The 21,426-nt window shown below is 41.2% G+C and carries 21 protein-coding genes; 20 read left to right on the top strand and 1 reads right to left on the bottom strand.

Annotation, left to right across the window (positions count from 1 at the left end; translation table 11 throughout):
- The first annotated feature begins 130 nt into the window (after positions 1-130).
- From rpsF to N8O43_RS09235, 12 genes are all read left to right on the top strand, one after another.
- Positions 131-421 (top strand): 30S ribosomal protein S6, encoded by a 291-nt coding sequence (gene rpsF / locus N8O43_RS09290; protein WP_070529093.1) that lies wholly within the window; start codon positions 131-133, stop codon positions 419-421.
- An 11-nt stretch (positions 422-432) separates the two neighbouring features.
- Complete coding sequence (gene ssbA, locus N8O43_RS09285; RefSeq protein ID WP_000609606.1) at positions 433-903, top strand: single-stranded DNA-binding protein SsbA; 471 nt, start codon at positions 433-435, stop codon at positions 901-903.
- Positions 904-934: 31 nt separating this feature from the next.
- Positions 935-1,174 carry a 30S ribosomal protein S18 gene (gene rpsR, locus N8O43_RS09280; protein ID WP_000068664.1) on the top strand — a complete coding sequence of 80 codons (240 nt, stop codon included), beginning with the start codon at positions 935-937 and terminating at the stop codon, positions 1,172-1,174.
- Positions 1,175-1,548: 374 nt separating this feature from the next.
- A complete protein-coding gene (locus N8O43_RS09275; RefSeq protein WP_125393642.1) occupies positions 1,549-2,052 on the top strand; it encodes a GNAT family N-acetyltransferase in 504 nt (167 codons plus the stop codon).
- Between the two features lie 79 nt (positions 2,053-2,131).
- Positions 2,132-3,532 carry a bifunctional Cof-type HAD-IIB family hydrolase/peptidylprolyl isomerase gene (locus N8O43_RS09270; RefSeq protein WP_125393641.1) on the top strand — a complete coding sequence of 467 codons (1,401 nt, stop codon included), beginning with the start codon at positions 2,132-2,134 and terminating at the stop codon, positions 3,530-3,532.
- A gap of 1 nt (position 3,533) precedes the next feature.
- Positions 3,534-3,896: a S1 RNA-binding domain-containing protein gene (locus N8O43_RS09265; protein WP_000689605.1), complete on the top strand. Its 363-nt coding sequence runs from the start codon at positions 3,534-3,536 to the stop codon at positions 3,894-3,896.
- A gap of 52 nt (positions 3,897-3,948) precedes the next feature.
- The gene (locus N8O43_RS09260) at positions 3,949-4,698 is read left to right on the top strand and encodes a tRNA1(Val) (adenine(37)-N6)-methyltransferase (RefSeq protein WP_016398575.1); all 750 of its coding nucleotides are present in this window, start codon (positions 3,949-3,951) and stop codon (positions 4,696-4,698) included.
- Positions 4,688-4,972, top strand: a complete 285-nt coding sequence (locus tag N8O43_RS09255) for a GIY-YIG nuclease family protein (RefSeq protein ID WP_261090169.1) — start codon at positions 4,688-4,690, stop codon at positions 4,970-4,972. The genes N8O43_RS09260 and N8O43_RS09255 overlap by 11 nt, the downstream gene beginning before the upstream one ends.
- A gap of 199 nt (positions 4,973-5,171) precedes the next feature.
- The gene (locus N8O43_RS09250; RefSeq protein ID WP_261090167.1) at positions 5,172-6,107 is read left to right on the top strand and encodes a manganese-dependent inorganic pyrophosphatase; all 936 of its coding nucleotides are present in this window, start codon (positions 5,172-5,174) and stop codon (positions 6,105-6,107) included.
- Between the two features lie 86 nt (positions 6,108-6,193).
- Positions 6,194-6,706 carry a YiiX/YebB-like N1pC/P60 family cysteine hydrolase gene (locus tag N8O43_RS09245; RefSeq protein ID WP_261090166.1) on the top strand — a complete coding sequence of 171 codons (513 nt, stop codon included), beginning with the start codon at positions 6,194-6,196 and terminating at the stop codon, positions 6,704-6,706.
- Positions 6,690-7,340 (top strand): DUF1803 domain-containing protein, encoded by a 651-nt coding sequence (locus N8O43_RS09240; RefSeq protein ID WP_261090165.1) that lies wholly within the window; start codon positions 6,690-6,692, stop codon positions 7,338-7,340. The genes N8O43_RS09245 and N8O43_RS09240 overlap by 17 nt, the downstream gene beginning before the upstream one ends.
- Positions 7,341-7,441: 101 nt before the next feature.
- Complete coding sequence (locus tag N8O43_RS09235; RefSeq protein WP_000051184.1) at positions 7,442-7,633, top strand: CsbD family protein; 192 nt, start codon at positions 7,442-7,444, stop codon at positions 7,631-7,633.
- A 47-nt stretch (positions 7,634-7,680) separates the two neighbouring features.
- Here the strand turns inward: N8O43_RS09235 and N8O43_RS09230 are convergent, their stop codons facing one another.
- Positions 7,681-9,126 carry a UDP-N-acetylmuramoyl-L-alanyl-D-glutamate--L-lysine ligase gene (locus tag N8O43_RS09230; protein ID WP_261090164.1) on the bottom strand — a complete coding sequence of 482 codons (1,446 nt, stop codon included), beginning with the start codon at positions 9,124-9,126 and terminating at the stop codon, positions 7,681-7,683.
- Between the two features lie 105 nt (positions 9,127-9,231).
- Between N8O43_RS09230 and N8O43_RS09225 the strand changes: the two genes are divergently transcribed.
- The 8 genes from N8O43_RS09225 (at position 9,232) to murC (ending at position 21,420) form a co-directional block, all read left to right on the top strand.
- On the top strand, positions 9,232-10,854 hold the full coding sequence (locus N8O43_RS09225; protein ID WP_261090163.1) for a putative polysaccharide biosynthesis protein: 1,623 nt from the start codon (positions 9,232-9,234) through the stop codon (positions 10,852-10,854).
- 204 nt (positions 10,855-11,058) lie between these two features.
- Positions 11,059-13,017, top strand: coding sequence for a peptide ABC transporter substrate-binding protein (locus N8O43_RS09220; protein ID WP_261090162.1), 1,959 nt, complete (start codon positions 11,059-11,061; stop codon positions 13,015-13,017).
- Positions 13,018-13,329: 312 nt separating this feature from the next.
- A complete protein-coding gene (locus N8O43_RS09215; protein ID WP_261090161.1) occupies positions 13,330-13,785 on the top strand; it encodes a hypothetical protein in 456 nt (151 codons plus the stop codon).
- A gap of 165 nt (positions 13,786-13,950) precedes the next feature.
- Entirely contained in the window at positions 13,951-15,045 is a 1,095-nt protein-coding gene (locus N8O43_RS09210; protein WP_261090160.1) for a cystathionine gamma-synthase, read from the top strand.
- Positions 15,046-15,052: 7 nt separating this feature from the next.
- Positions 15,053-16,219, top strand: coding sequence for a MalY/PatB family protein (locus tag N8O43_RS09205; protein ID WP_261090159.1), 1,167 nt, complete (start codon positions 15,053-15,055; stop codon positions 16,217-16,219).
- Between the two features lie 92 nt (positions 16,220-16,311).
- Entirely contained in the window at positions 16,312-19,410 is a 3,099-nt protein-coding gene (locus N8O43_RS09200; RefSeq protein ID WP_261090158.1) for a pilus expression-regulating Snf2 family helicase, read from the top strand.
- 47 nt (positions 19,411-19,457) lie between these two features.
- A complete protein-coding gene (locus N8O43_RS09195) occupies positions 19,458-20,075 on the top strand; it encodes a divisome accessory protein ZapJ (RefSeq protein WP_261090157.1) in 618 nt (205 codons plus the stop codon).
- A gap of 10 nt (positions 20,076-20,085) precedes the next feature.
- On the top strand, positions 20,086-21,420 hold the full coding sequence (gene murC / locus N8O43_RS09190) for a UDP-N-acetylmuramate--L-alanine ligase (RefSeq protein WP_261090155.1): 1,335 nt from the start codon (positions 20,086-20,088) through the stop codon (positions 21,418-21,420).
- Positions 21,421-21,426 lie beyond the last annotated feature (6 nt).

The following is a 21,426-nucleotide window of genomic DNA, read 5'->3' as shown; positions in this document are numbered from 1 at the left end:
CTTCTTTTTTTATTTCGGTGTTTTTACTTGCGTAAAAAAAAGTTTTTTAGTATAATAGTTTATTGTGAGCGAACCTCACTTACCCCTTGCAAAGTCTTGGGGTCATTAGACCAAAAGGAGGAACATATCAATGGCTAAATACGAAATTCTTTATATCATTCGTCCAAACATTGAAGAAGAAGCTAAAAACGCTTTGGTAGCACGTTTTGACTCTATTTTGACTGACAACGGTGCAACTGTTGTTGAATCAAAATCTTGGGAAAAACGTCGTCTTGCATACGAAATCCAAGATTTCCGTGAAGGACTTTACCACATCGTTAACGTTGAAGCAAACGACGACGCAGCTCTTAAAGAGTTTGACCGTCTTTCAAAAATCAACGCTGACATTCTTCGTCACATGATCGTCAAAACTGACGCGTAAGAAGGTAAACTATGATTAACAATGTTGTACTTGTAGGGCGTATGACACGTGATGCTGAGTTGCGTTATACCCCATCAAATGTAGCAGTTGCGACTTTTACTCTTGCAGTAAACCGTACATTTAAGAGTCAAAATGGCGAACGTGAGGCTGATTTTATCAATGTCGTTATGTGGCGCCAACAGGCTGAAAACCTTGCTAACTGGGCTAAAAAAGGCTCACTTATTGGGGTGACAGGTCGTATCCAGACTCGTAGTTACGATAACCAGCAAGGACAACGTGTCTACGTGACAGAGGTCGTGGCTGAGAATTTCCAAATGTTGGAAAGCCGTAGTGTGCGTGAGGGACATACAGGTGGAGCTTACTCTGCACCAACTGCAAACTATTCAGCACCTACAAATTCAGTACCAGACTTTTCACGTGATGAAAATCCATTTGGAGCAACAAATCCATTGGATATTTCAGATGATGATTTACCATTCTAATGGACAACTAAAATTATAAAGGAGAAAAAACATGGCTCAACAACGTCGTGGCGGATTCAAACGCCGTAAAAAAGTTGATTACATCGCAGCAAACAAAATTGAATATGTTGATTACAAAGATACTGAGCTTCTTAGCCGTTTCGTTTCAGAACGTGGGAAAATCCTTCCTCGTCGTGTAACAGGAACTTCAGCTAAAAACCAACGTAAAGTAACAACAGCTATCAAACGCGCTCGCGTAATGGCTTTGATGCCTTTCGTAAACGAAGATTAAAGAAAAGACCCGGTTGGGTCTTTTTTTCACGAGCCTTGAAATGATAGAGCGAGTTTGGGTCCAGTGGACCTCTTTTTCATGAGCTTGAAAACAAGAAAGCGAATTAAGACCCGGTTGGGTCTTTTTTTCACGAGCCTTGAAATGTGAGAGCGAGTTGGGGTCCAGTGGACCTCTTTTTCATGAGCTCGGAAAAAAGAAAGCGAATTAAGACCCGCTTGTGTCTTTTTTTCACGAGCTTTGAAATGAAAGAGCGAGTTGAGTTCCGAGTGGACCTCTTTTTCAGACCCGGTTGTGTCTTTTTTCACGAGATAGTTTTTTTCTGACCTTGGCGTGCTATAATGGTAATAGAAAGAGTAAAGGTGGCTAAGTCAAAGATGAATTGTACGATTAGAAATATGGTTAAGTCTGATATTGAATCCTTATCTCATGGATTTATGAATCAAGGTTGGCCTGGTAGAGAGGAAATTTTGGCTAGATATTTTCTGGAACAGGAAAGTGGGGAGAGAGAAGTCTTAGTTGCAGAGATTGATGGTGTTGTAGCGGGCTACGTTACCATTTTGCCCTCTGCTAAACATGGTCCTTTTGTAGGAATCTATCCAGAATTATCAGATTTTAATGTGTTTGAGCCTTTTCGAAATCAAGGGATTGGGAATCAACTGCTAGAAGAAGCAGAAAAACGAGTCAAGTTTGTTTCGAGTAAGGTCACTCTTGGTGTAGGTTTGCACTTAGGCTATGGCCCTGCCCAGAGATTGTATATCAGACGGGGCTATATTCCAGATGGGACAGGTGTGTGGTATAGAAATAAACCGCTAGAAATGGGTGCAAGTTGTCAAAATGATAATGATTTAGTTTTATACTTATCCAAGGACTTACAATAAAACTGGAAACTTTTTGAAAATAGGGGATTTAGCTACTTTATGGTATAATGGAAAGAGTTAGATTGAAAGAGGTAGTGAGATGGATGCCAAATTAAGATACAAGGCAAAGAAAATCAAGATTGTCTTTTTTGATATTGATGATACATTGCGGAATTCAAAGACAGGTTTTATTCCAGCTTCAATCCCAACTGTTTTTAAGCAATTACGTGAGAAAGGAATTTTGACAGGTATTGCTTCTGGACGAGGGATTTTTGGTGTCGTTCCAGAGATTCGTGATCTCAAGCCTGACTTTTTTGTAACTTTGAATGGGGCTTATATCGAAGATAAAAAAGGTCATGTCATTTATCAGCATCAGATTGAGAAGTCAGATGTTGAGGAGTATATCTCTTGGGCCAAGCAAGAGGGAATTGAGTATGGTTTGGTTGGGAGTCATGATGCCAAGTTGTCGACTCGCACCGATATGATTAGTGAAGCTATCAATCCAATTTACCCCGATTTAGATGTAGATCCTGACTTCCATGAAAAAGAAGATATCTATCAGATGTGGACTTTTGAAGATAAGGGAGATGACTTGCACTTGCCTGATAGTCTCTCAGACAAACTTCGCATGGTTCGTTGGCATCAACATTCGTCTGATATTGTGCCGATTTCAGGCTCCAAAGCGACGGGGGTGGAAAAGGTTGTTGAACACCTTGGCTTGAAACCAGAGAACGTCATGGTTTTTGGAGATGGCCTCAACGACTTGGAACTCTTTGATTATGCTGGAATCAGCGTTGCAATGGGAATTTCTCATGATAACATCAAAGAAAAAGCAGATTATATTACAAAAACATTAGAAGAAGATGGCATTTTTGATGCCTTAGAAGGATTTGGTATGGTAGAAAAAGAATTGCATTTCCCACAAGTAGACATTGAAATAGTAGAAGGTCCTATCGCGACTATTAAGACCAATCACGGAGACTTGCGTATTAAGCTCTTCCCTGAACATGCTCCTAAAACAGTGGCTAACTTTGTTGCACTTTCAAAAGATGGCTACTATGATGGTGTCATTTTCCACCGTATTATCAAGGACTTTATGATTCAAGGTGGAGACCCAACTGGAACTGGTATGGGTGGCGAGTCAATCTACGGCGAATCATTTGAGGATGAATTCTCAGAAGAACTTTACAATATCCGTGGTGCCCTTTCTATGGCCAATGCTGGTCCAAATACTAACGGCAGCCAGTTCTTTATCGTGCAAAATCAACATTTGCCTTATTCTAAGAAAGAAATTGCTCGTGGTGGTTGGCCAGAACCGATTGCGGAAATCTATGCCAACCAAGGTGGAACTCCTCATCTAGACCGCCGTCACACTGTATTTGGTCAGCTAGCTGATGAAGCTTCTTACGCTGTCTTGGATGCCATTGCTGCTGTTGAGACAGGAGCTATGGACAAGCCAGTTGAAGATGTTGTGATTGAAACAATTGAAATCGAGGACTAGGATGAAAATCGGTGATAAGCTAAAGGGCCGTATTACAGGGATTCAGCCCTACGGTGCCTTTGTTGAGCTAGAGACGGGTGATACGGGACTGATTCACATTTCAGAGATTCGGACAGGCTTTATTGAAAATATCCAAGAAGCCTTGAAAGTCGATGAAGAGGTTCAAGTTCAAGTAGTGGATTTAGATGAATTTACAGGGAAAGCTAGTCTTTCCATCCGCACTTTGGAGGAAGAAAAGCACCAGTTTCCGAGACGGAGACGCTTTTCAAGCGACCGTTTTAACTATGGCTTTGCGCCTCTCAAACGAATGATGCCAATTTGGACCAAGGAAGCCCTTCAACATTTGAAGAATCAGAAGCACTAGTTAGAAATTTCTATCTTTTGTAATGTTAATATAAATTTGCTATAATAAGACCATGGAAGAAGAACAATTATTAAAATCAGGAGAGCGCATTAACCAGCTCTTTTCAACAGATATCAAAATCATTCAAAATAGAGAGGTTTTTAGCTATTCGGTGGATAGTGTTCTCTTGTCACGTTTTCCACGTTTTCCTAAGAAGGGCTTGATAGTGGATTTTTGTGCTGGAAATGGAGCAGTGGGGCTATTTGCTAGCACTCGGACTCAGGCACAGATTTTGGCTGTTGAGATTCAGGAGCGTTTGGCGGATATGGCTGAACGCTCTGTCCGTTTGAATGGTTTAGAAGAGCAGATGGAGGTCATCTGTGATGATTTGAAAAATATGCCTGCTTACATCCAGGGAAGTAAGGTGGATATGATTTTATGTAATCCACCCTATTTCAAGGTGGATCCTCATTCCAATCTGAACGAGAGTGAACATTATCTCTTGGCTCGCCACGAAATCACGACCAATTTGCAGGAAATTTGTCGTAGTGCCCAAAGTATTCTCAAGTCCAATGGGCGTTTGGCCATGGTGCATCGTCCTGACCGCCTCTTGGATATCTTGGACATGTTGCAACGGCATAATCTAGCTCCTAAGCGCCTGCAGTTTGTTTATCCAAAACGGGAAAAGGAAGCTAATATGCTCTTGATTGAAGCTATCAAGGATGGCTCAACGAGTGGTTTTAAGGTTTTACCACCTTTGATTGTCCATAATGATGATGGTTCCTATACGCCCGAACTTGAAGAGATTTATTATGGATCATAAGGCTTATATGTATGTGCTGGAGTGTCGTGATGGTTCTTACTATACCGGTTATACGACTGACGTGAGAAGACGCCTTGCTGTCCACAATAGTGGGAAGGGAGCCAAATATACACGAGCCCGCTTGCCAGTCAAACTCATCTATGCTCAAGGTTTTGCCAGTAAGGAAGAAGCTATGTCGGCAGAAGCCCTGCTCAAGCGTAAGAAGAGGCCACAGAAGGAGCAATTTTTATCTGAAAATCAAGATAGAAATTTACTCATACTCTATGAAAATTAAAGAGCAAACTAGAAAGCTAGCCGTAGGTTGCTCAAAGCACTGCTTTGAGGTTGCAGATAGAGCTGACGTGGTTTGAAGAGATTTTCGAAGAGTATCAGTTATTTTGAAGAATTGTGAGGAGCCCTTTGACTCCTCTTACTTTTGTCAAAAAGCGAAAAAAATGCTACAATAAAGAGAATAAACAAAATGAGGTATTATCATGTCTAAGATTCTAGTATTTGGTCACCAAAATCCAGACTCAGATGCCATCGGGTCATCTGTAGCCTTTGCCTACCTTGCAAAAGAAGCTTACGGTTTGGATACGGAAGCTGTTGCCCTTGGAACTCCAAATGAAGAAACAGCCTTTGTCTTGAACTATTTTGGTGTGGAAGCACCACGTGTTATCACTTCTGCTAAAGCAGAAGGTGCAGAGCAAGTTATCCTGACTGACCACAATGAATTCCAACAATCTGTATCAGATATTGCTGAAGTAGAAGTTTATGGTGTTGTAGACCACCACCGTGTGGCTAACTTTGAAACTGCAAGCCCACTCTACATGCGTTTGGAGCCAGTTGGTTCAGCGTCTTCAATCGTTTATCGTATGTTCAAAGAACATGGTGTGGCTGTGCCTAAAGAGATTGCTGGTTTGATGCTTTCAGGTTTGATTTCAGATACCCTTCTTTTGAAATCACCAACAACACACCCAACAGATACAGTCATTGCTCCAGAATTGGCTGAATTAGCTGGTGTAAACTTAGAAGAGTATGGTTTGGCTATGTTGAAAGCTGGTACCAACTTGGCCAGCAAATCTGCTGAAGAATTGATTGACATCGATGCTAAAACTTTTGAATTGAACGGAAATAATGTCCGTGTTGCTCAAGTAAACACAGTTGACATCGCTGAAGTTTTGGAACGCCAAGTAGAAATCGAAGCTGCAATGCAAGCTGCTAACGCAGCAAACGGTTACTCTGACTTTGTCTTGATGATTACAGATATCGTCAACTCAAACTCAGAAATCCTAGCACTCGGTGCTAACATGGATAAGGTAGAAGCTGCTTTTAACTTCAAACTTGAAAACAACCACGCTTTCCTTGCTGGTGCTGTTTCACGTAAGAAACAAGTTGTTCCTCAATTGACTGAAAGCTTTAACGCTTAAGATTTTGGGTGTCATTTCAAAATCGGAAAGTCTAGTTTGACTTATATCGAAAGGAGTTTCGGCTCCTTTTTTTCTAGGAGTGAAGCATGTTAGCAAATGGCGATTTGATTTTTGTAAGAGATGAGTCGGATTTGGGACAGGCCATCCAGACTTCAACAGGCAACTATAGCCATGTCGCCATCTATTTGGATGGGATGATTTACCATGCTAGTGGAGAAGCGGGTGTTGTCTGTCAAGAACCAGCAGACTTCTTTGAACCCAATCACTTGTACGACCTCTATGTCTACCCAGAAATGGATATCCAGTCGGTGAAGGAAAGAGCTTGCAAACATCTTGGAGCTCCCTATAATGCTTCTTTCTATCCAGATGGTGCTGGTTTTTACTGTTCCCAGTATATGGCAGAAATCCTACCGATTTTTGAAACTATTCCTATGAAATTTGGAGATGGGGAGCAGGAGATTAGTGATTTTTGGAGAGAATATTACAGAGAACTAGGTTTGCCTGTTCCTCTAAAACAAGCTGGGACCAATCCTAGTCAGTTGGCAGCATCGCCTCTGTTAGAATGTAAAGAAAGGAATCTTCATGATTCAGATTTTTAATCCCTCTCGTTTGACGAGACAGCCATTTTTTGGAGAATTGATCCGCTATCTGGACCAGCATGATGATGTGATTCTACGAGAAATCAAGGCTCAATTTCCAGATGTAGCAGTTGATAAACTCATGGAAGAGTATATAAAGGCAGGCTTGATTCTACGGGAAAATAAGCGTTATTATCTCAATCTTCCTTTGCTGGAATCACTTGATAGTCTCGAACTGGACCAAGAGATTTTTGTCAGAGAAGATAGTCCGGCCTATCAAGCATTGTTAGAGCAGAGTTTTGAGACGGAATTGCGAAATCAGACAAATGCAGCTATTTTAGTTGAAAGGACGGACTTTGCGCGAACAAAAATGACCCTGTCCAATTATTTCTACAAGGTCAAACATCAGTATCCTTTGACAGGAAAACAGCAGGAGCTCTATGCTATTTTAGGAGATGTTAATCCTGAGTATGCTCTCAAATACATGACAACTTTTTTGTTGAAATTTCTCAAAAAAGATCAGCTCATGCAGAAACGCCGTGATATCTTTGTGGATAGTTTAGTGGTCTTGGGCTATATTGTCCAAAATGAAGAAGGGAAGTATGAGTTGGCTGTTGATTTTGATAAGGAAAGATTAACTTTCTACTTGGCCTGATTTCTTGTTTCTGAGCACATTATTTGACTTTCCTTAGGATTCAGTATAAACTATATGTAACCGGTAACACATATCGGAATAAAATTAAAGGAGACAATCATATGTCACTTGAAAACAAATTGGAACAAGCAACAGGCGCTATCAAAGAAGGATTTGGTAAAGTTACTGGGGATAGCAAGACTGAAGCAGAAGGCGCTGTAGAAAAGACAGTTGCTAAGGCAAAAGAAGTAGTTGAAGATGCTAAAGGTGCTGTAGAAGGTGCCGTTGAAGGTTTGAAAAACGCTTTTAAATAAGGATAGAAAAAATCAAGGGTTTCATTTCCCTTGATTTTTTTACTATCTTATAAATAATTTTCCGCGACGGCTGCATCTCCTGGATAGGCTTCTTTCTTGCCTTGGACGATTTGGTAGCAATCGGCCCCCTTACCAGCGATAATGACAGCATCTAATTCTTGGTTTGTGATAGCCATCGCTGCCTTGATGGCTTCTTGGCGATCTGCAATCTTTTCAACAGGATGATTGATGTAGCTACTAATTTCATCTGCGATGGCCATTGGATCTTCATAGTTAGGGTCATCAGCAGTCAGAAAGACTTGAATCTCAGGGTGTTGATTAAGGAGGAGGCCAAAGTCCTTACGACGGCTTTCTCCCTTGTTTCCTGTCGAACCAAGAACTAGTGCAATCTTTCCAGTTTGATGGGTTTCAACCACATTGATGAGTTTTTTGAGACTGTCCCCATTGTGGGCATAGTCAATGAAAACCTTGGCACCATTTTTCTGTGTGAGGACTTCCATACGACCAGGAACACGGGTTGCAGCGATTCCTTTTTTGATGTCCTCAAGACTAGATCCGAGACGGAGGCAAGCAAGTCCAGCAGCAATGGCATTTTCTTGGTTGAAGTGTCCAATCAGTTGAATATCATAATCACCAGCGAGTTTACCCGTAGCTGAAAAACTAAAGGCTTTGGAATTCTCGATTTGGTTATCAGATTGGCTACCATAGAAATCATGGTCTAGATCTTCTACTTGTTCTTTCAAGACAGAAAAGTGGTCCATGTCACTGTTAATGATGACTGCTCGGCTATTTTTCATCAAGAGACGTTTGTGGTAGAAGTAGTCTTCAAAGCTAGGGTGTTCAATCGGGCCGATATGGTCGGGGCTGATATTGAGGAAAACTCCCACATCAAAGGTTAGACCATAGACACGTTTGACCAGATAGGCTTGGCTGGATACCTCCATGATGAGGTGAGTACGGTCATTTTGAACAGCTTGATTCATCATGTCAAAGAGATCGATACTCTCAGGGGTTGTCAATGCAGACTTAAAGAAAGTCTTGCCATCTAGAGTTGTATTCATAGTCGAGAGCATAGCAGGTCGATGCCCTTGAGATAAGATGTTATAGGCGAAATAGGCTGCTGTTGTCTTACCCTTGGTTCCAGTAAAGGCAAGGAGTTTAAGTTTTTCCTGTGGATTGCCATAAAATTCCATGGCAATCAAACTCATGGCTTTCTTGATATCACTGACGATAATGGCAGGAATACCAACTTCATAGTCTTCTTCAGCCACATACCAACCCAGTCCTTGAGAGATGGCTGAAAGCAGAAATTCCTGCTTAAAAGCAGCACCTTTGACGAAAAAGAGGCTCTTCTCTTTGGCCTTGCGGCTGTCATAGCAGATGGTGTCAAAGACGACATTGCTGTAGTTGTAGTGGTAGTGTCCTTGGTCGATAATCTCACGGAAAAGACCATCATTCTTTAATATATCTAATACGGTTTCAATCTTAATCATACTTTCTATTGTAAACCGAAAGTCGTAAATTTACAAGTGACAAGGAAAAGTTTATAATGGAAGATGAGGAATTTTTCCTAGTGATTAAAATTAAATGAGGAATCTATGTCTAACGAAAACAATCACCAGCAGGCCCAGATGTTACGGGGGACTGCTTGGTTAACGGCTAGTAACTTTATCAGTCGCCTACTTGGGGCCATCTATATTATTCCTTGGTATATCTGGATGGGGTCTTATGCGGCTACGGCCAATGGTCTCTTTACCATGGGCTACAATATCTATGCCTGGTTCTTGCTGGTTTCAACAGCGGGGATTCCAGTTGCGGTGGCCAAGCAAGTTGCCAAATACAATACCATGCGAGAAGAGGAGCATAGCTTTGCCCTGATTAGAAGCTTTTTAGGCTTTATGACAGGACTAGGTCTGGTCTTTGCTCTGGTCTTGTATGTCTTTGCTCCTTGGCTAGCAGACTTGTCGGGTGTGGGGAAAGACCTGATACCAATCATGCAGAGCTTGGCTTGGGCAGTCTTGATTTTCCCTTCTATGAGCGTTATCCGAGGCTTCTTCCAAGGGATGAATAACCTCAAACCTTATGCCATGAGCCAAATCGCTGAGCAGGTCATTCGTGTTATCTGGATGCTCCTAGCTACCTTTATGATTATGAAAATGGGCTCAGGAGATTATCTAGCAGCGGTAACCCAATCAACCTTTGCTGCCTTTGTCGGCATGGTAGCCAGTTTTGCAGTTTTGCTTTACTTCCTTGCTAAGGAAGGATTACTAAAAAGAGTCCTTGAAACAGGAGATAAGATTAACAGCAAGCGTCTCTTAGTCGATACCATTAAGGAAGCCATTCCTTTTATCCTGACAGGGTCTGCCATCCAGCTCTTCCAGATTCTGGACCAGATGACCTTTATCAATAGTATGAGCTGGTTTACCAATTATAGTAATGAAGACTTGGTTGTCATGTTTTCTTATTTCTCAGCTAACCCTAATAAAATCACTATGATTTTGATTTCTGTTGGGGTTTCGATTGGTAGTGTAGGATTGCCACTCTTGACTGAAAACTATGTCAAGGGAGACTTGAAAGCAGCTTCTCGCCTAGTTCAGGACAGCATTACCATGCTTTTCTTATTCCTGTTGCCAGCAACAGTTGGAGTGGTCATGGTAGGAGAACCTCTTTATACGGTTTTCTATGGCAAGCCAGATAGTTTGGCTATGGGCTTGTTTGTCTTTGCCGTTTTGCAGTCTACCATTTTAGGCTTGTACATGGTCTTGTCACCAATGCTTCAGGCCATGTTCCGAAACCGTAAGGCTGTTCTCTACTTCATCTATGGTTCGATTGCCAAGCTAGTCTTGCAAATACCTACCATCGCCCTCTTCCACAGTTATGGTCCTTTGATTTCCACAACTATCGGTCTTATCATTCCTAATGTCTTGATGTATCGGGATATTTGTAAGGTAACAGGTGTCAAGCGCAAGATTATTGTGAAGCGAACCATTTTAATCAGTTTGTTAACTCTTTTCATGCTTCTTGTAGTAGGAACAATGCAGTGGATTTTAGGATTTGTGTTCCAACCAAGTGGACGTTTGTGGAGCTTCCTTTATGTAGCTCTTGTTGGTGCCATGGGAGGAGGAGTTTATGGATTCTTGAGCCTTCGTACTCGCTTATTGGATAAGGTGATTGGAAAAGCCCAAGCAGATCGCTTACGAATCAAATTAAAGTTAACTTAGAAAATATTTATAAATAAAAGGGATAATTTGAATGTTTCTATCATGAAATGCTTAAATTATTCTCTTTTTTATTAATTTGTAGAATAATAACTAAAGTTTGTAGATGGTAATTTTATTTTTCTTAAATTTTACTTAAAAAACTATTGACTAAATAAAACCTGTAATGTATAATAAGACAAATATTTAAATCAGGAGGTTCTGGAAATGAAAAAGTCTAAGGCCAAGTATGCAACGCTTGCAGGTGTCGTGTTAAGTGCAGGTATTTTATTAAGTGCTTGTGGAAATTCTAGCACAGCGTCAAAAACATATAACTATGTTTACGTAAGTGACCCATCAAGTTTGAACTATCTAGCAGAAAACCGTGCAACAACCAATGATATTGTGACCAATCTGGTAGATGGTCTCATGGAAAATGACCAATATGGGAACTATATCCCGTCCTTGGCAGAGGATTGGAGTGTTTCTCAAGACGGTTTGACCTATACCTACAAACTGCGTAAAGATGCTAAATGGTATACTGCAGATGGAGATGAATATGCTCCTGTTACTGCCCAAGATTTTGTCACTGGTTTGAAATATGCAGCTGATAAAAAATCAGAAGCCTTGTACTTAGTACAAGAATCCGTTGCTGGTTTAGATGACTATATCACTGGTAAAACAAGCGACTTTTCAACTGTCGGAGTTAAGGCTCTTGATGACCAAACAGTTCAATATACCTTGACACGACCAGAATCTTACTGGAACTCAAAAACAACGTCAACGATTCTCTTCCCAGTCAATGCGGATTTCTTGAAATCAAAAGGGGATGATTTTGGGAAGGTAGACCCATCTAGCATTTTGTACAATGGACCTTTCTTGATGAAATCCTTTGTTTCAAAATCTGTCATCGAATTCAAGAAAAATCCCAACTATTGGGATGCTAAAAATGTCTTTGTAGATGATGTCAAATTGGCCTATTATGATGGTAGTGACCAAGATGCACTGGCTCGTAACTTTGTGGAGGGGGCTTATAGCTACGCTCGTCTCTATCCAAACAGTTCAAGTTTTGAGGGTATTAAAGAAAAGAATAAGGATAATATCATCTATAGATTGCAAGAGCCTACTTCTTACTTCTTAAACTTTAACCTTGATAGAAAATCTTATAAATTCACTTCTAAGACAAGCGATGCTGAGAAGAAATCGACTCAGGAAGCAGTTCTTAACAAAAACTTCCGTCAAGCCATAAACTTTGCCTATGACCGTACAGCTTATGGGGCTCAATCTCAAGGGGAAGACGGAGCAACTAAGATTTTGCGTAACCTAGTCGTTCCTCCTAATTTTGTAACCATCAACGGCAAAGACTTTGGTGAAGTAGTAGCCTCTAAAATGGTCAACTATGGTAAGGAATGGCAAGGAATCAACTTTGCGGATGCCCAAGATCCATACTACAATGCTGAAAAAGCCAAAGCCAAATTTGCAGAGGCTAAGAAAGAACTCCAAGCCAAAGGAGTCCAATTCCCAATCCACTTGGACATGACAGTTGACCAAGCTGTTAAAAAGGGTGTTCAAGAGGCAAATTCTATGAAGCAATCTATTGAAGCAGCCTTAGGTGCAGAGAACGTTGTAATTGATATTCAACAACTCACTACTGAAGATTATGACAATACAAGCTATTTGGCTCAGACAGCAGCTCAGAAGGATTATGATCTTTACAACGGTGGTTGGGGTCCTGATTACCAAGATCCTTCAACCTATCTCGATATTTTTAATACTAATAGTGGTGGTGTTCTGCAAAATCTAGGTTTAGAGCCAGGTGAAGCCAATGACAAGGCTAAGGCTGTTGGGCTGGATGTTTATACTCAAATGCTGGAAGAAGCTAACAAGGAACAAGATATTGCAAAACGCTATGAAAAGTATGCTGAAATCCAAGCTTGGTTGGTAGATAGCTCTCTAGCCATTCCAAACGTTTCCCTGGGTGGAACACCAGTATTGAGAAAAACAGTTCCTTTCTCAGAACCATTCTCACAAGCTGGTAATAAAGGTATTGAATCATATAAATACCTCAAAGTACAAGATAAGACAGTCACAAAGGATGAATATGAAAAAGCTAAAGAAAAATGGCTGAAAGAAAAAGAAGAATCCAATAAAAAAGCCCAAGAAGAATTGGCAAAACATGTCAAATAAGGATTTTTCAAGAAAAACGATGGTTTCGAAAGAAGCCGTCGTTTTTATATAGAATGCTGGCAATTTTGAAGAAAAGTGCTTACATTTTTTAATTTGTTTACTGGATTTATGTTATAATGAATATAACAAAAACGTGAGAAACTATTTTCGCAATTCTACCCAATGTTGATTGAAGTATGTATATGCTAGAGTGATTTTATAGGAGGGATGTCATCTACTGGAAAAGTAAGATAAAATGCAACAAATGATAAGTTCTTCTTTATGTGAAGAGTTCTTATTTGCCTATTTACTAATCGTTATGGAGGTAACATTATGGGCGCTATTATGGAGTTTGCAACAGAAAAACAGATTGCATCATTTCTTTCAAGGTGTCACATTGAAGGGCAAAGGAATTTTCTGATGGCTTTCAAGAAAAAGACATGGCTGAAATCCTTTATTGATTTCTTCATTATAGGAGGAAGTTACTATGTTCAGTCGAGTGTGAAGCCTAAGATTCTGGCATTCACACCTAAGGGAATCTACTTGATGGACATCAGTGATATAACTGAAAATCGTTCTAATCAAGTCCTTGAGATGCCTTGGAATCAAGTTAAAGATTTTACTTATAAGCCAGTCTTGAATACAGTTAGGCTGAACTGGAACTATCAAAATGAAGCCTATATTTTTTCCGTGGATGTCGGTCAGGTTAGTCAGCGTGTGGGCCAGTATCAATTTAACAAAGAGCATTATGACTATTTAGCCCAACAGGATTTCTTTCGGTCCAAGTAAACCCTAGCAAGGATTTTCACAAAAGAATCTAGAGTATTTTCTGGATTCTTTTTTAGCTTTACTAGCTAAGTCTATAGTTTGAAACTATAACCAGCTCTTGAAAAGAAGAAAATGAGTTGATGAAAATAAGTGGTACAATAGTTACTATAGATTTGGAGGTATTGTATGAGCAAGGAATTACACATTAACACAATTTTGGCCCAGGCGGGTATCAAGTCAGACGAAGCGACAGGAGCTTTGGTAACACCGCTACATTTTTCAACGACTTATCAGCATCCAGAGTTCGGTCAGTCTACTGGCTTTGACTATACGCGTACCAAAAACCCAACTCGCAGCAAGGCTGAAGAAGTTTTGGCGGCCATTGAGTCAGCAGACTATGCCCTAGCTACTAGCTCAGGGATGTCAGCTATTGTCTTGGCCTTTAGCGTTTTTCCGGTAGGAAGTAAGGTTTTGGCAGTGCGTGACCTTTACGGAGGTTCTTTCCGTTGGTTTAACCAAGTGGAGCAGGAAGGTCGTTTCCATTTTACCTATGCCAATACAGAAGAAGAGTTGATTGCTGAGTTAGAAAAGGACGTGGATGTTCTCTATATCGAAACGCCAACCAATCCCTTGATGTTGGAATTTGATATCGAAAAACTAGCAAAATTGGCTCATGCTAAGGGTGCCAAAGTGGTTGTGGACAATACCTTCTACAGTCCTATCTATCAACGTCCGATTGAAGATGGTGCGGATATTGTTCTCCATTCAGCGACTAAGTATCTGGCAGGGCACAATGATGTCTTGGCTGGAGTGGTTGTGACCAATAGTTTAGAACTATACGAGAAACTCTTTTATAATCTCAATACGACAGGGGCAGTCTTGTCTCCGTTTGATAGTTATCAATTGATTCGTGGTCTCAAGACCTTGTCTCTTCGTATGGAGCGCTCAACAGCCAATGCCCAAGAAGTGGTTGCCTTTTTGAAAGATTCTCAAGCAGTCAAGGAAGTTCTCTATACTGGTCGTGGGGGGATGATTTCCTTTAAAGTAGCGGATGAAACACGCATTCCACATATTTTGAACAGTCTTAAGGTCTTCTCTTTTGCGGAAAGTTTAGGTGGGGTGGAAAGTCTCATTACTTATCCAACGACACAAACTCACGCTGATATTCCAGCAGAAGTGCGCCATTCTTACGGTTTGACAGATGACCTCTTGCGCTTGTCTATTGGGATTGAGGATGCTAGAGATTTGATTGCAGATTTGCGCCAAGCATTAGAAGGATAAGACAAAGATGGGAAAATATGATTTTACAAGCCTGCCAAACCGTTTAGGGCACCATACCTATAAATGGAAAGAAGCAGAAACGGATAGTGAAGTCCTACCAGCTTGGATAGCGGATATGGACTTTGTAGTCTTGCCTGAAATCCGCCAAGCTGTGCAAACTTACGCTGATCAACTGGTTTATGGCTATACCTATGCCAGTGAAGAGTTAATTAAGGAAGTTCAAAAGTGGGAAGCCACACAACACGGTTACCACTTTGACAAAGAGGCTCTTGTCTTTATCGAGGGTGTGGTACCAGCCATCTCAACAGCTATTCAAGCCTTTACAAAAGAAGGCGAGGCGGTTTTGATTAACACACCTGTCTATCCACCCTTTGCTCGCAGTGTCAAGTTGAACAACCGTAGATTGATTACCAATTCTTTGGTGGCAAAGGATGGTCTGTTTGAGATTGACTTTGATCAACTTGAAAAGGATTTGGTGGAAGAGGAGGTCAAACTCTATATCCTCTGCAACCCTCACAATCCTGGTGGACGTGTGTGGGAAAAGGAAGTGTTGGAGAAGATTGGTCAACTCTGCCAAAAACACGGTGTTCTGTTAGTTTCAGATGAGATTCACCAAGATTTGGCCCTTTTTGGTCACAAGCATCATTCCTTCAATACTATCAATCCTGACTTTAAAGAATTTGCTATTGTCTTGACTAGTGCCACTAAAACCTTTAACATCGCTGGAACAAAAAATTCATATGCAGTTATTGAAAATCATAAGTTGCGAGTGGCTTACCAGAAACGCCAGTTGGCCAATAACCAGCATGAAATTTCAGGCTTGGGTTATTTGGCGACAGAAGCTGCCTATCGATACGGTAAAGATTGGTTAGAGGAACTCAAGCAAGTCTTTGAAGACCACATCAATTATGTGGTGGATTTATTTGGAAAAGAGACTAAAATCAAGGTCATGAAACCGCAAGGAACCTACTTGATTTGGCTTGATTTTTCAGCCTATGACCTGACTGATGAAACATTACAAGAGCTTTTGAGAAATGAAGCCAAGGTTATCCTCAATCCTGGTTTGGATTATGGGGATGAAGGAAGTCTTCATGCCCGCCTCAATGTAGCCATGCCTAAATCTCTACTGCAAGAAGTTTGTCAGCGGATTGTGACGACTTTTGCCAAACGTTAAAAATCCAGCCTTCTAGGAGAAAAGTATCCCTAGAAGGCTATTTTCATAGGGGAAAATATGGTATAATAAAAAGATAAGGTAAAGGTAAAAATATGGCTAAATTGATTCCGGGGAAAGTCCGTATCGAAGGCGTTGCCCTTTATGAAACCGGTAAGGTTGACATTATCAAGGAAAAGAACAATCGGCTCTACGCTCGCGTTGCAGAAGAAGAACTGCGCTATAGTTTAGAGGATGATTTGGTTTTTTGTGCCTGCGATTTTTTCCAAAAGAGGGGCTACTGTGTGCATTTGGCGGCTCTGGAGCATTTTTTGAAAAATGATGAGCGTGGTCAGGAAATCTTGCAGAGTCTGGAAGAAGGTCATGAGGAAAAAGAGGCCGTTGAAACCAAGGTGACCTTGGGTGGCAAATTTTTGGACCGAATCTTGTCTCCAAAATCAGACCGAGCCTATGAGTTGTCAGCTGTGGGACAAGTGGAAGCAGGAAGCAATCGTATCTTGTGGACGCTTAGAATCGGCCAAATCAATAGCCAAAAATACTACGTCATTCGGGACATTCCGCTTTTTTTAAGAGTCGTCGAGAAGAGAAAACCTTATATGATTGGTAAAACTTATGAGGAGTCTCTGTCTTGGGAAGCCTTTAATGAGGAAAGTCAAGAGCTTCTGACTTTCTTACGCGGACTAATGGAGGAAGGACTAGCTCCAGACCTTTTTTTCCAAAACCAAGGTCGGCATCTCTTTTTTCCTCTGACCTTTTTTGAGCAGGGTGTGAATTTACTGATGGCCTTGCCCCATTTTCAATTTGACCATCAAGTGGATAGTTACCAAACCTTGCTTTTTCAGGATATGCATGCTGATGCCAATCTATTTGCCTTTACAGTAACAGAATACTCGGATTATTTTGAAATGGAAATCAGTGAGAGTCCTAGGGTCAATGTCTTTTATCAGGGAGCTGTGCTTTTCCATAAAGGACAGGTTTATTTTCTAACAGACCAGCAAATGCGTCTTCTCAAGGAAATCAAAGCGCTACCTTTGGGTCAAGATGGAAAGAAATACCTGCAATTTGATAGCAGTGACCGAGATAAGTTGGCTTCCTGTCTAACTCTCTTTGGCCAGATGGGGACCGTTTCAGCTCCAGAACGCTTACAAATCAAAACTTTTGCGCCCTCTTTTTACTTTGACAGGGAAGAAGATAATCGGATTCGTTTAGAAATTCAGTTTGATTATGGAGACAAGCAGGTATCTAGCCGACAAGAGCTAGAAGAATTACCTTTTTCGAGTGATGCTGAATTAGAAGAAAGAGTTTTCCAAGTCTGTTTGGCAGCTGGATTTGAAGCAGACTTTCAATCTTGGCGTCAGACCTTAAAAGCGGAGTCTGTCTATCATTTCTTTCATGAAATCATTCCAGTCTTTGAAAAACTCGGGCATGTTGAACTATCAGACAAGCTAGAAGAAATTTATAGCCTAGCAAGCCCTCAAGTACAAATTGCTTCCAAGGGTGGCCTCTTGGAAATCCAGTTTGATTTTCAAGATATCGCCCAAGAGGAAATTGACCAAGCCATGCAGGCCTTGGTTGCCAATCAAGATTTTTATATTGATTCGTCTAATCAAGTCTACTTTTTTGATGAAGAAACCAAGAAAATTCGCCAAAATCTACAGGAACTGGGACAGTTTGAATTAAAAGATGGGGCCTTGCAGGCTCGAAAATCTTTGGCTTATAGTTTGGCTCATCTCTTTGAAGGGCGAGACCGTATTTCTTTTTCACAAGAATTCCAGAATTTGGCTCATGATTTGACGCATCCAGAGGACTTCCCTCGACAAGCAACTCAGGTCAAGGCTGACTTGCGAGATTATCAGGAAAAGGGAATCGGTTGGCTGCAGATGCTCCATTATTATGGTTTTGGTGGGATTTTGGCTGATGATATGGGACTTGGTAAAACACTTCAGACCATTGCATTTTTGACCAGTCAAGTGACAAAAGAAAGTAGAGTCTTGATTCTGGCTCCGTCGGGTTTGATTTACAACTGGGCGGACGAGTTTCAGAAATTTGCCCCACAGTTGGATGTGGCTGTTGTTCATGGCTTGAAAGCTAGTCGTGAAGAGATTCTTGCTGAGAGTCATCAAATCTATGTGACGAGTTATGCTACCTTCCGTCAGGACAGTGATCTTTATCAGGGGATGGCCTTTGACTTCCTTTTCTTAGATGAAGCTCAGGTTATGAAAAATGCCCAGACAAAGATTGCTCAGACCTTGAGACAATTTGTGGTGCCGTCGGTCTTTGCCTTGTCAGGAACTCCGATTGAAAACCATCTGGGTGAGCTGTGGTCTATTTTCCAAATCGTCTTGCCAGGACTTTTACCAAGCAAGAAAGAATTTATGAAATTATCAGCTGAGCGAGTGGCTCAGTTTATCAAGCCTTTCGTGATGCGACGCAAGAAAGAAGAAGTTCTGACTGAATTGCCAGACTTGATTGAAGTGGTTTATAAAAATGAACTGGAAGACCAGCAAAAGGCTATCTATCTAGCCCAGTTGCAACAGATGCGAGACCGTCTGGCTCTAGTGTCAGATCAGGAATTCCAACGAAGTCGGGTGGAAATCTTGTCTGGTTTGATGCGCTTGCGCCAAATCTGTGACACTCCTGCCCTCTTTATGGAAGATTATCAGGGAGCCAGTGGCAAACTGGATAGTCTCCGAGATCTGCTGGTACAGGTGGCAGACGGCGGACACCGTGTCTTGATTTTCTCGCAGTTCAAGGGAATGTTGGAGAAAATTGAACAAGAACTGCCAGACTTGGGATTGACTTCCTTTAAAATTACGGGTTCAACCCCAGCCAAGGAAAGACAAGACATGACCAAGGCCTTTAACCAAGGAGAAAGAGATGCCTTTCTAATTTCTCTTAAGGCTGGTGGTGTTGGTCTGAATCTGACAGGTGCTGATACAGTGATTTTGGTTGACCTTTGGTGGAATCCTGCGGTGGAAGCGCAAGCCATTGGCCGTGCCCATCGGATGGGGCAGGAAGAAACGGTTGAGGTTTATCGCTTAGTGACCAGGGGAACCATTGAAGAAAAAATTCAGGAACTCCAAGAACAAAAGAAACATCTGGTGTCACAAGTATTGGATGGAACAGAGTCACGTGGCAGTCTCAGCCTAGCAGAAATTAGAGAAATTTTGGGAATTTCTGAAGCCAGCACTTGAAAAATCAAGACAATACGCTATAATGAAGTGTTGAAAGGAAATAGAAAATGAGAGAAGAACGATTTCCATTGGTGTCAGATGATGAGGTCATGCTGACTGAGATGCCGGTTATGGACCTCTACGATGAATCTGACTTTATCAGTAATATCAAGGGAGAATACTGTGATAAGAATTATCTGGAATGGGCCCCTATTACTGAAGAAAAACCAGTAAAACAGATTGAAAAGCCAGTAGAGAAACCTAAGAAGGCTGGCTTAGGAGTAAAAAAAGAAGGAAAGAGCTATGCGGAGGTGGCGCGTGAAGAAGCGCGTGCGGATTTGAAAAAGAAACGCTCAGCAAGTTATCTGACCAAGGATATTACTCCTACAAGACACCATTCTAAGCCAAGTCTCGTTAGACAGGGCAATCAACCTACTGCGCCTTTCCAAAAGGAAAATTCTGGTGAATTTGTTAAATATAGTCAAAAATTGACCCAGTCTCATTACATCTTGGCGGAAGAAGTGAGCCATATTTCTACTCAAACTGAGCAAGCAGAAACTGCAGGCCCAAAGAAAAACAACTATGATTTTCTAAAGAAGAGCCAAATCTACAATAAAAAGAATCAACAAAAAGAACAAGAACGTCAGGTTGCCCAAGAGTTGAATCTGACAAGAATTACGGAATAGGGGAGAAAACATGTCAAAGACATATCATTTTATCGGAATTAAGGGATCAGGGATGAGTGCCTTGGCCTTGATGTTGCACCAAATGGGACACAAGGTACAGGGATCTGATGTTGAAAAGTATTACTTCACTCAACGCGGTCTTGAGCAGGCAGGGATTACCATTCTTCCTTTTGATGAAAAGAATCTAGATGGAGATATGGAAATTATCGCTGGAAATGCCTTTCGTCCAGATAACAACGTCGAAATTGCCTATGCGGACAAAAATGGCATCAGCTACAAACGTTACCATGAATTCCTAGGTAGTTTTATGCGCGATTTTGTCAGCATGGGAGTTGCTGGAGCTCACGGAAAAACTTCAACGACAGGTATGTTGTCTCATGTCTTGTCTCATATCACAGACACTAGTTTCTTGATTGGAGACGGGACAGGTCGTGGTTCAGCCAATGCAAAATATTTTGTCTTTGAATCTGACGAATATGAGCGCCATTTTATGCCTTACCACCCAGAATATTCTATCATCACCAACATTGACTTTGACCATCCAGACTATTTCACAAGTCTAGAGGATGTTTTCAATGCTTTTAACGACTATGCTAAACAAATTACCAAAGGTTTGTTTATCTACGGTGAAGATGCTGAGTTACGTAAGATTACGTCTGATGCACCGATCTATTATTATGGTTTTGAAGCTGAGGGGAATGACTTTGTAGCTAGTGATCTTCTTCGTTCAACAACTGGTTCGACCTTCACAGTTCACTTCCGTGGACAAGAGTTGGGGCAATTCCACATTCCAACCTTTGGTCGTCACAATATCATGAATGCGACAGCCGTTATTGGTCTTCTTTACACAGCAGGATTTGATTTGAACTTGGTACGTGAACACCTGAAAACATTTGCCGGTGTTAAGCGTCGTTTCACTGAGAAAATTGTCAATGACACGGTGATTATTGATGACTTTGCCCACCATCCAACAGAAATTATTGCGACCTTGGATGCGGCTCGTCAGAAATACCCAAGCAAGGAAATTGTAGCAGTCTTCCAACCGCATACCTTTACAAGAACCATTGCCTTGTTGGACGAATTTGCTCATGCTTTGAACCAAGCGGATGCAGTTTACCTAGCGCAAATTTATGGATCTGCTCGTGAAGTAGACCATGGTGATGTTAAGGTAGAAGACCTAGCCAAAAAAATCAACAAAAAACATCAAGTGATCACTGTTGAAAATGTTTCTCCACTCCTTGACCATGACAATGCTGTCTATGTCTTTATGGGAGCAGGAGATATCCAAACCTATGAATATTCATTTGAGCGTCTCTTGTCTAACTTGACAAGCAATGTTCAATAGGATTTT

This window comes from Streptococcus mitis (genome assembly GCF_946190335.1).
Lineage (GTDB): Bacteria > Bacillota > Bacilli > Lactobacillales > Streptococcaceae > Streptococcus > Streptococcus mitis_CH.
Note: the sequence above shows the minus strand (reverse complement) of the source record. Positions and strands in the feature narration are given on the sequence as shown.